The organism is Achromobacter sp. JD-1 (assembly GCF_038594925.1).
In the GTDB taxonomy this organism is placed as follows: Bacteria; Pseudomonadota; Gammaproteobacteria; order Burkholderiales; family Burkholderiaceae_B; genus Achromobacter; species Achromobacter spanius_C.
The window spans coordinates 346,218-356,662 of the sequence record NZ_JBCGCS010000003.1 but is presented as its reverse complement, the minus strand read 5'-3'; the positions used below and the strand labels follow the sequence as shown (position 1 = coordinate 356,662).

Here is a 10,445-nt window from a genome sequence, read left to right as displayed (position 1 = left end):
GCCGGCTCACGGCACGGGGAAAACGGCACATACCGTCCCCATTTAAGTTCGATGTCAGTGCTTAGATCTGGCCCGGGAAGAACCACAACAGACTGGCCGTCATGGTCAGATAGCGCAGGAATTTGCCGATGGCCATATAGAACACGCAAGGCCAGAACGACAGGCGCAGCCACCCGGCCACGGCGCACAGCGGGTCGCCCACCGCGGGCAGCCAGGACAGCAACAGGGCCGGCGGGCCCATGCGGTGCAGCCAATCGTGAGCGCGTTCGTTCCAACGGCCCCGCATCCGCCCGCCCTCGGTGGCGTCGGGATGGGGGTGGGGATGCTTTTCCTTCCAGCGTTCAACCGCCTTTTCAGCGCCCAGGCCCATGGCGTAGCTGATGGCCCCGCCCGCGGTGTTGCCGGCCGTCGCCACCAGGATGGCGGGCCAGAACATATCAGGCGCCAGCTTGATGAAACCAAATACCGCCGGCTCGGAGCCCAGCGGCAGCAAGGTGGCGGAAACGAGCGACACCGTAAAGATGGCGGACAAACCCACCGAGGGCAGAGCCAGCGTGCCCATGAGCCAGTGAACCGCGGATAAGAGGCTTTCTTCCATGATGAGCGAGTGTAGCCGCGCGCAAGCGAATGCCCATCGGGAATCGAATCGACCGCGCTTGGCGCCGCCGCGCCATCGCCACGACAGAGCTTTTCAGCCAGCGCGGCATTCCCTGCAATAATCTGGCCCAGTCCTCACTCTTGCTCTTGCGCGGTCCATGTCCACTGATTATCTGAAACGCATCCTGACTTCGAAGGTTTACGACGTAGCGGTCGAGTCGCCGCTGGAAGCCGCGCCCCAGCTATCCGCGCGGATTTCAAACACGGTGCTGCTCAAGCGCGAAGATACTCAGGCGGTGTTCAGTTTCAAACTACGCGGCGCCTACAACAAGATGGCCAATCTGCCGCCAGCCGCCTTGAACCGGGGCGTGATCGCGGCCTCGGCCGGCAACCACGCCCAAGGCGTGGCGCTGGCCGCCAGCCGCTTGGGCTGCCGCGCCGTCATCGTCATGCCCACCACCAGCCCGCAAGTGAAGATCGACGCGGTGCGCCGCCTGGGTGGCGAAGTGGTCCTGGCGGGCGAAAGCTTCACCGACGCCTTCGCGCATGCGCAAATCCTTGAGAAGAAAGAGAAGCTGACGTTCGTCCACCCCTTTGACGACCCCGACGTGATCGCCGGCCAGGGCACGGTGGGCATGGAGATCCTGCGTCAGCACCCGGGGCCGATCGACGCCATCTTCGTAGCCATCGGCGGCGGCGGGCTGATTTCCGGTGTCGCCGCCTACATCAAGCAACTGCGGCCCGAGATCAAGATCATTGGCGTGCAGACCGAAGATTCCGACGCCATGCTGCGCAGCGTGCGCGCCGGTCGCCGCGTGCAGCTGAACGACGTGGGCCTGTTTTCGGACGGCACTGCCGTCAAGATGGTGGGCGCTGAAACCTTCAAGCTCACGCGCCAATATGTGGACGACTTCGTGGTGGTCAATACGGATTCAATCTGCGCCGCCATCAAGGACGTGTTCCAGGACACGCGCAGCGTCCTGGAACCGGCGGGCGCCATGGCGGTGGCCGGCGCCAAGCAATACGCGGCCGAGCACCATCTGAAAGGCAAGACGCTGGTGGCCATCGCCTGCGGGGCCAACATGAACTTCGACCGCCTGCGCTTCGTGGCCGAACGCGCTGAAGTCGGCGAAATGCGCGAAGCCGTGTTCGCCGTGACCATGCCCGAGCAACGCGGCAGCTTCCGGCGCTTTTGCGAACTGGTCGGTGAACGCAGCGTCACTGAATTCAACTACCGCATTTCCGACGCGGACCGAGCGCACGTGTTCGTCGGTATCCAGGTGTCGTCCGCGACCGAGCCCGACAAAATCGCCGCCAACTTCCGCCGCCATGGCTTCGACACGCTGGACTTGACCCACGACGAAATGGCCAAGACGCACTTGCGCCACATGGTGGGCGGGCGTTCAGCGCTGGCGCGCAACGAACTGCTGTATCGCTTTGAGTTCCCGGAACGTCCCGGCGCGCTGATGCGCTTTCTGAACGCGATGAACCCGGACTGGAACATCAGCCTGTTCCACTACCGGAACCAAGGCGCGGACTATGGGCGCATCCTGATCGGCATCCAGGTGCCGCCCACGGACAAGAAGCAGTTCCGCACGTTTGTGGCCGAACTGGGCTACCCGCATTGGAACGAAACCGAGAACCCGGCCTACAAGCTGTTCCTGTAGACAACACGGCGCCGGAATGCGAGAGGGCCTCCTGATGGAGGCCCTTCCCTTCTGGGCATCGAATGCGCCCGACCGGACCCAGGCGGGGGGGGTGCTGTCACTCGGCGGCCTACGGAGATAAGCCACGCATTCAGCAAGGTCCGGTCAGACGCCCCGTTGCTTAGAAACGGTGGCGCATGCCGACAGCAACGGCGGTGTCGCGCGCGTCGTGCTGGAACGCGTAGTTGTCGCCATAAGACGCGTAGGCGTACAGATTGGTGCGCTTGGTGAAGTCGTAGGTGTAGCCCAGGCTGTAGACGTTGAACGTGGCGTCATCGCCGGTCAGTTTGTCGTTGCCGGCGGTGGCGCGCTGCCAGGAACCGAACACGGCGTGGCGGCCCAAAGGCACGGTGGCGCCAATCATGTACGAGTTGGCGCGAAAGCCGTCGGCCAGCTTGAACGAACCCAGCGTGTTCATGCCTTCCGGCGTGGTGCCCATGTTCTGGCCCACGAACCAGCCGTCGCGGGTCTGGCCAAATGCGGCCGCCAGCTTCACGACTTCAAAGTCGTACGAACCGCCGATGATGTATTCCTGGATGCGAGCCGCGCTCTTGCCGCCAACGCGGTCGTTGGTCGGGTCGAAGCGGTCATAGGCCGCGGCCAGGTTCAAGGGGCCATTCACGTACTGCATGCCAACCGTCAGCACGCGGTTGTTGTCACCCGTGGCAAAGCCGGTCTGCGTGGTGTCGCTAACGGTGTCGTCGGCGCTGAACGAATAGCCGACACCGGCCTTGAAGCCGCCCAGGCTGGGGGTTTGGTACAGCACCATGTTGTCCAGGCGCATCGTGTTGGCGCTGCCGAACGTGGTGCCCATGTTGGCGGTGTTGTAGCTCGTGGAGAACGGGTCGATCGAACCGAAGTACTTCGACGCCAGGTTCGTCTGACGACCGAATTCCAGACGGCCCCAGGAATCGCTGTCCAGGCCCACGGTGGCCTGGCGGCCGAACAGGCGGCCGTTCTGGGCCGACTTGCCGTTCATGGGGCCGAAGCCGCCTTCCAGGGTGAACACGGCGCGCAAGCCGTCGCCCAGATCTTCCGTGCCGCGCAGGCCGAAACGCGAGCCGCTGCTTACGCCCTGCACGCCGCCGACGCGGCTTTGCTTCACCCCATTGAATTTCACTTGCTCGTAGCCGATACCCGCGTCGATCAACCCGTACAGCGTCACGGAGTCAGCGGCTTGCGCGGCGCTGGCAAAGCCTGCCAGCAACGCAACGGCCAATAGCGTCTTCTTCATGTAAGTCCCCAAAATGGCGAGATAAAGGCATGCGCAGTCGCGCCGTCCAGGTGACGGGGCTCTGCGTGCCGCTGCAATCCGCAAGCGGCGTCTGCACTAAATCCAGTGTCCATCCTGATGCAACTTGAAGTAACACGGATTTCGACGAACTACTTTCCACGGTTGGGATAATGACAGTCGGCTGACATGTCAAAAGACCGGCTGGCTCTCCGCAGGTTCTCTTTAACGCCTTGAAAACAAATACGAATGTTTGCTCGCTATTGAGAGGGGTGCAAGGCGCGGTAGCGTCACGGCACAAGAATTCTCGACAGCAGTTGTTGGTGGCTGCGTACAGTGTTGCGGCGTAAACACCACAGTGTCGCCCCACAATCACCACGCCATCGCGGCCACCCTTGCTTCGACGAGGACAAAAAAACCCCTTGGCGTCTCAAGGGGTTTCGTGACCATCCGGGTGTAGGCGCCAAGCTGAATAGCCAGGCCTGGCTTGCAGCCTTACTTGCCCTGGGGCGGGTAGTCGAGTTCACCAAAGGTGTATTCGCCGCTGGCCTTGGCTTCGGCCAATTCCTGGCGCACTTGTTCGCGCGTCTTGCCGCCGGCTTGCGACACGGCAGCCTTTGGCGGGTAGTCCAGTTCGGCGGAAGTGACTTGGCCGGCGATCTTCGCGGCTTGTAGTTCTTGTTGGACCTGAGCGCGCGTCAGGCTGGTTTGCTGCACCGTGGCGGGCGGGTAATCCAGTTCACCAAACGTGACCTGGCCGGCGGCCTTGGCGGCTTGCAGTTCTTGCTGAACCTGCTCACGCGTCTTGCCATCGGCGTGGGCGGCGGACATGCCAACCAGGGTTGCGGTGACCATAAGTGCGCTTGCTAGTGCTTTCATTGTGATGACTCCATCCTAAACCTTGCACAGCGTCTGCTGCCAGAATGGCAACGGCTTTGTGACTGTTTGATTGCTGGGACGAAGTATCTGGGGTTTCGAGCCTAGTAAAAACCCTTATTTTGGCGAACATATTTTCACAAACGGGACAATTACCGGCCATATCGGCCAAATGTGGAAGAAATTTGCGCGATCTTTGCGCAATGCAGGGTATGGCGAAGCGCCGCAATCCTTGCAGGGTTTCAGCTTGCCGCAAGAATGGACGCAAAACCCAGGCTGGGTGCCGCAGGGGCGCCGATGTTCCTCAGGCGGGAATAGACATTTTCGCTGGCGGGACAATAAATCCATTTATCATACAAACCTGCCAGAAATGGAATTTAGAGATTTGAGGCCCCATGGATATCCAGCTTAACGACATCGCGCTCTTTGTCGAAGTCGCCAAGCGCAAGAATTTCAGCCACGCCGCCGAAGCCCTGAATATTCCGACATCCACGCTCTCGCGCCGCGTCAGTGAACTGGAACGCAGCGTCGGAATGCGGCTGCTGAACCGCAGCACGCGCAAAATCGATCTGACCGAAGCCGGCGCCATCTATTTCGAGCGCTGCCGGCACATCGTCGAGGAAGCGCGCATTGCGCATGACCAATTGCTGGACATGGCGGTGCAGCCCAAAGGGCGTTTGCGTATTTCGCTGCCGACCAGCCTGGCGCAATTGTTCCTGCCCGCCGTCATACGCGAGTTTCGCGAACAGCACCCCGACATCGAATGCGATTTCGATCTGAGCATGCGTCCGATCGACCCGATCAGCAATCCGTTCGATTTGGTTCTGCGCTTCGGACAGCAGCCCGATTCCAGCCTGATTTCGCGCAAGATCGTGCTGATGGCGCACCAGTTGTATGCGTCGCCGGAGTATCTGGCGCGCTATGGTGAACCGCGCGTGCCCGCGGACCTGGCCCACCACGAATGCCTGCGCCCCACGATGCGCGAAGAATCGTCGTTCTGGATGCTGCATTCCGGCGACAAGGTAGAGCGCGTGCAAGTGTCGGGCAGGTTGTCGGCGAACAATGTAGGCATGCTGGGACGCCTGGCCGGCCAGGGCTTGGGCATTACGCCGCTGCTGGTATTCGACGCGATGGAACGCGCCATCAATCAAGCGGGCCTGGTGCGCGTGCTGCCCGATTGGAGCCTGACGCCCCTGCCGCTATTCGCCCTGCTGCCCTCGCGCATGCTGCCCGCAAAAACCAAGGCGTTCCTGGATTTCATCCAACCGAGGCTGTCCGATTCGTAGGATGGGTGCAGCGCGAGGAATCCGCCGCCAAGCACCCCACCGCAATTCGCGCGAAACCCATCAAGCAGCCGCTGAACAAACAAAAATTCAGCCACACCGCAGCGATGAACACCTGGCAAATTCACCCACAACGCGACGGTCGCCTGATGGGTTCGCGCGATCAGCATTGCATTCCCAATGCACACCATCGCGCGCCACACCCATCCTACCAACAACCGTAGGCTGCGTGCAGCGCGAGAGATCCACGCCAAGCCCCCACCCCATCCACGCGAACCCCATCAAGCAACGACAAATAAACGGCAACTCGTAGGATGGGTGCAGCGCGAGGAATCCGCCGCCAAGCACCCCACCGCAATTCGCGCGAAACCCATCAAGCAGCCGCTGAACAAACAAAAATTCAGCCACACCGCAGCGATGAACACCTGGCAAATTCACCCACAACGCGACGGTCGCCTGATGGGTTCGCGCGATCAGCATTGCATTCCTAATGCACACCATCGCGCGCCACACCCATCCTACCGACAACCGTAGGCTGCGTGCAGCGCGAGACATCCGCCGCCAAGAACCCCACCCCAATCCACGCGAAACCCATCAAGCAACGGCAAATAAACGGCAACTCGTAGGATGGGTGCAGCGCGAGAAACCCGCGCCAAGAACCCCACCGAGGTTCGCGCGAAACCCATCAACCCGCCGCGAACAGCACCCCCTAAGGCGTATCCGCCCCATACTGGCAAACCGTAAACAGCGGCGTACCCGTCGCCGCCACTTTCGCTGACCCGCCCAGATCAGGCAGATCAATGATCGCGGCAGCCTCCACGACATTCGCGCCCAGGCGTTGCAGCAGCTTGATCGCGGCCAGCATCGTGCCGCCCGTGGCGATCAAATCATCGACCAGCAGTACGCGCTGACCGGTGCGCACGGAATCCGTGTGCATCTCAACCGCCGCGTTGCCGTATTCCAGCGAATATTCCTCGGCCACGGTACGGAAAGGCAGCTTGCCCTTTTTGCGCACCGGCACGAAACCCAGGTTGAGCTCATAGGCCAGCACGCTGCCCACGATGAAACCGCGCGCGTCCACACCCGCCACCAGGTCTAGGCGTTGGCGCATATAGCGGTAAACGAACAGATCGATCAGAACCCGGAACGCCCGCGGGTCCTGCAGGACGGGCGTGATGTCGCGGAAAGTGACACCGGGTTGGGGCCAGTCCGGAACGCTGCGGATGGTGCGCCGGATGGCCTCGGCGTTGTCGGTCTGCATGAAAGGCGGGCCTGAAGAATTGAAGCAAGGCGAACTATAACCTTGCCACCGCGCTTAAGCCAGGATTGCCGCCCGCGATGACACGTCATGTAATCGTCCATTGCGCAATTGCAGGCAACGGTCCACCGCGCCGGGCGGCAGCGCCGCGTGCGTGGCCAGCACCACGGTGCGTCCCTGCACCGCGCGCTCCAGGTCGCTCAAGAAGTCGGCCTCGGCAACGGCATCCAACCCGGCAGTCGGCTCGTCCAGCACGATAACGGCAGCTGGTGACAGCAATGCGCGCGCCAGGCACAGGCGGCGCGCCTGCCCCGCCGACAACTGCGACCCCGTTTCTCCTGCCCAGGTGTCCAGTCCTTCCGGCAACGCGCGCACGAAATCGCCCAGACGGGCGGCGTCCAACGCACGCCACAACGCCGCGTCGTCGGCTGTGGCGTCACCAATCAGCAAATTGGTGCGCAACGTGCCCAGAAACACGGGCGCATCCTGCGACAGCAAGGCAATACGCCGATGCCAGTCACCTTGCGTACAGGCGCGCGCATCGCAGCCGCCAAAGCGCACCTGCCCGGCGTGCGGGTCTTCCAAGCGCAGAATCAAGTGCAACAAGGTGGACTTGCCCGCCCCGCTGGCGCCCAGGATCGCCACGCGCTCGCCGAATTCCACCCGCAGGTCGATACCATCCAGCACCGTCGGGCTGGCCCCCGCCGACCGAGCGGGGTAGCGAAAGCTCACGCCGTCCAGCTCCAGCGCACCGCTGGCCGGCAAGGGGCGTGGCGCGGTCGGGTCGAGCATGTCGGGCTGCGCCTGCGTCACCTCGCGGATGCGTGCCGCCGCCGTCATGGCGGAACCCATGCGGGATGCGCCCCGCATGATCGGCCCCGCCACTTCAAAAATACCGATGACCGCCAGCAGCAGCCCCACCAGCACCGGCCCTTCGATGTCGCCCGCTTCGTGCGTGCCCAAACCGAACCACAGCAATGCCAGCACCGACACGCCCGCGGCCACCTGCAAGAACCACTGTCCCCTTGCGGCAACGCGCGCCTGGCTGCGGCGAGCCAGCGCGCTGGCCTCGCACAAACGTTCAAAATACTCGGCCGTCTGCGCTTGCGCGTGTAACGCCACCATGTCCGCGTGGCCGTCCACTGCATCCAGGGTTGCCGCGCGCAATCCCGCCGCGCTTTCCTGCGCAGCCGCGCCTGGCTTGCGCGCGGCGCGCAGCAGCCACAGGGGCACCAACACGCAGGCGGTCAGCAGTGCCAGCGCGAACGCCAGCGCGGCGGCAGGCACCCACATGCCCAACACCGCGGTCAGCACCGCACCGGCCAGCACCGCCGTTGCCAAAGGCGCCAGCACAAACAGGAACACCGTATCCAAGGCATCGACGTCGCCCGTCATGCGCGCGACCAGATCGCCGTTTCGATAGCGCGCCAGTTGGCGAGGCGTCAAACGGATCAAGGCGCCGAACACCGTGGCGCGCAAGTCCGCCAGCAGACGCAAGGTAGCGGAATGGCCCACCACGCGATCCGCGTAACGGGACACGATACGCAGGAAGGACAGCCCGCGCACCAGCGCGGACGGCGCAAACAGATTGAAGACACCGCCCGCGCCCGCCAGCGCGGCGCCGGTGAGGAACCAACCGGAAACACCCAGCAACCCAACACCCGCCGCCACCGTTGCCAGCGCGCAGAACAATGCGAGCAAAAGCCCGCTTTTACGGCGTGCATACAGAGGCAAGAGCAACAACAGGTTTTTCATACGTCTTCCACTTTTCCGTCCACCACCCGCCATACTCGACCCAGACGCGCCGCGACCGCGGCCGAATGCGTCGCCAGCAGCAAGGTGCGGCCCACGGAAAATGCGAGGATTTCATCCAGCAGCCGCGCCTGGGTCGCCTCGTCCAGATGCGCGGTGGGCTCGTCCAGCAGGATCAGGCCGGGGTCGCGCAGGAACAGGCGCGCCAGCGCTACGCGTTGCGCCTGCCCGCCCGACAAGCCCTGCCCCCGGCTACCCAGCAGCGTATCCAGGCCTTGCGGTAGCGCCGCCGCGAACTCCAGCACGCAGGCCCGTCGCGCGGCTTCCTGCACGTCGGCGTCGGATGCGTCAGCACAGCCCAACCTGATGTTGTCGGCGATGGAGCCCGCCAGCAGTTGCGGCGTCTGACCGATCAAGGCCACCCGGCTGCGCAACGCGGCTTCGTCCCAGTCCGTCAAGGGCTGGTCGTCGATACGGATATCGCCCTGGCTGGGGCGCAGGCGGGCAAGCGCTTCGATCAATGTGGACTTGCCGATACCGCTGGGGCCCATCAGCGCCACGTGCTCGCCGGGCGCCAACGTCAGCGCGGCATCGGACAACACGGCTTGCGCACGACCCGGGGCCAGCACGGTCAAGCCCGAGACCGCCAGACTCGCGCCCCCAGACGCTGCCACCATGCGGGCGGTATCCGGGTGCAAGGGAGTGGCGGCATCTTCTTGCGGCAAGCCATCGAACAACACGGCGATCTGCGTCACGGCGGCCAGCGCCGTGGCGCGGTCGTGATAGTGCGCCGCGAACTGGCGCAACGGCGCATAGACCTCCGGCGCCATCAACAGGCAGAACAGGCCCGCCTGCAAGGTCAGCGGCGACCAACGCACATCCAGGAAGCCAAGGTACGTCAGGCCGATGTAAACGGCCACTCCCGCCACGCCCAAGGCCGCAAAGAACTCCAGCACGGCTGACGACAGGAAGGCAATGCGCAGCACCGACATCGTGCGCTGACGCAACGCATCGCTGGCCGCCACAACAGACGCCGCTTCGGCGTCGGCACGGCCATAGAGCTTTAACGTGGACAAGCCACGCAGACGGTCCGCGAAGAAGCCAGACAGGCGAGCAAACGCACGTAGATGTCGGCGGCTGGCGCCTTGCGCGCCCCACCCGACCAGGGCCATGAAAAGGGGAATCAAGGGCGCCGTGATCAGCAGCACCAGCCCGGCGATGACATCCACCGGCAGCAGCAGTACCGAAAACGCCACCGGCAACATCGCGGCGGCCGCCATGGCGGGCAGGTACTTGGCAAAGAAGCCGTCCAGCGCTTCAACTTGATCCACCACCGCGCTGGCCAGTTCGCCAGACGCCTTGCCCCGGCTCCAGTACGGCCCCTTGGCGACCATGCGCGCGAACAACGACTGGCGCACATGGCGCTTGATGCGTTCGGCGGCGTCCGCACCCGCCCGCTCGCCCGCCCAGGTAATGGTGGCGCGCAGCAGCATCAAGGCGGCAATGCCCACAATGCTGGCCAGCAATTCCTGGCGCGGCACATCGCGCACGATTGCCGCATCCAGCACACTGGCCAATAACCACGCCTGAACCACCAGCAAGGCGCCGCTGACCAGCGGGGCGGCGCCCGCCAGCATCAAGGGAAGCCTGGCCGCCTTGGCAAGCGCCATCAACCACCGCGACTGCTCGCGCGGCGGTTTCTGCAAACTGGCCGAAGGATCGTGCTCTAGGCTGCTAGCGCC

Annotated in this window: 9 protein-coding genes; 2 read left to right on the top strand and 7 right to left on the bottom strand. The window is 63.7% G+C overall.

From position 1 onward, the window contains the following. Nucleotides 1–61 precede the first annotated feature (61 nt). Nucleotides 62–598, bottom strand: coding sequence for a YqaA family protein (locus WBR68_RS07350; protein ID WP_230693770.1), 537 nt, complete (start codon nt 596–598; stop codon nt 62–64). A 157-nt stretch (nt 599–755) separates the two neighbouring features. On the opposite strand from WBR68_RS07350, the gene ilvA reads away from it, so the two are divergent. Next, complete coding sequence (gene ilvA, locus WBR68_RS07345; RefSeq protein ID WP_050448775.1) at nt 756–2,264, top strand: threonine ammonia-lyase, biosynthetic; 1,509 nt, start codon at nt 756–758, stop codon at nt 2,262–2,264. 160 nt (nt 2,265–2,424) lie between these two features. Here ilvA and WBR68_RS07340 read toward each other — a convergent pair whose 3' ends face one another. Together WBR68_RS07340 and WBR68_RS07335 are read right to left on the bottom strand one after the other, a co-directional pair. Then, nucleotides 2,425–3,537, bottom strand: a complete 1,113-nt coding sequence (locus WBR68_RS07340) for a porin (protein ID WP_230693769.1) — start codon at nt 3,535–3,537, stop codon at nt 2,425–2,427. A gap of 492 nt (nt 3,538–4,029) precedes the next feature. After that, nucleotides 4,030–4,413 carry a DUF4148 domain-containing protein gene (locus tag WBR68_RS07335; protein WP_127186055.1) on the bottom strand — a complete coding sequence of 128 codons (384 nt, stop codon included), beginning with the start codon at nt 4,411–4,413 and terminating at the stop codon, nt 4,030–4,032. 392 nt (nt 4,414–4,805) lie between these two features. Between WBR68_RS07335 and WBR68_RS07330 the strand changes: the two genes are divergently transcribed. Beyond that, the gene (locus WBR68_RS07330) at nt 4,806–5,696 is read left to right on the top strand and encodes a LysR family transcriptional regulator (protein WP_050446239.1); all 891 of its coding nucleotides are present in this window, start codon (nt 4,806–4,808) and stop codon (nt 5,694–5,696) included. 87 nt (nt 5,697–5,783) lie between these two features. On the opposite strand, the gene WBR68_RS07325 is transcribed toward WBR68_RS07330, so the two are convergent. The 4 genes from WBR68_RS07325 to cydD all read right to left on the bottom strand — a co-directional run bounded on the left by WBR68_RS07325 (nt 5,784) and on the right by cydD (nt 10,373). After that, the gene (locus WBR68_RS07325) at nt 5,784–6,173 is read right to left on the bottom strand and encodes a hypothetical protein (protein ID WP_230693768.1); all 390 of its coding nucleotides are present in this window, start codon (nt 6,171–6,173) and stop codon (nt 5,784–5,786) included. Nucleotides 6,174–6,402: 229 nt separating this feature from the next. Then, on the bottom strand, nt 6,403–6,954 hold the full coding sequence (locus tag WBR68_RS07320) for an adenine phosphoribosyltransferase (protein WP_050446237.1): 552 nt from the start codon (nt 6,952–6,954) through the stop codon (nt 6,403–6,405). A gap of 54 nt (nt 6,955–7,008) precedes the next feature. Continuing rightward, a complete protein-coding gene (gene cydC, locus WBR68_RS07315) occupies nt 7,009–8,706 on the bottom strand; it encodes a thiol reductant ABC exporter subunit CydC (protein WP_127186056.1) in 1,698 nt (565 codons plus the stop codon). Further along, nucleotides 8,703–10,373 (bottom strand): thiol reductant ABC exporter subunit CydD, encoded by a 1,671-nt coding sequence (cydD, locus tag WBR68_RS07310; protein ID WP_230693767.1) that lies wholly within the window; start codon nt 10,371–10,373, stop codon nt 8,703–8,705. The genes cydC and cydD overlap by 4 nt, the downstream gene beginning before the upstream one ends. Between the last annotated feature and the right edge of the window lie 72 nt (nt 10,374–10,445).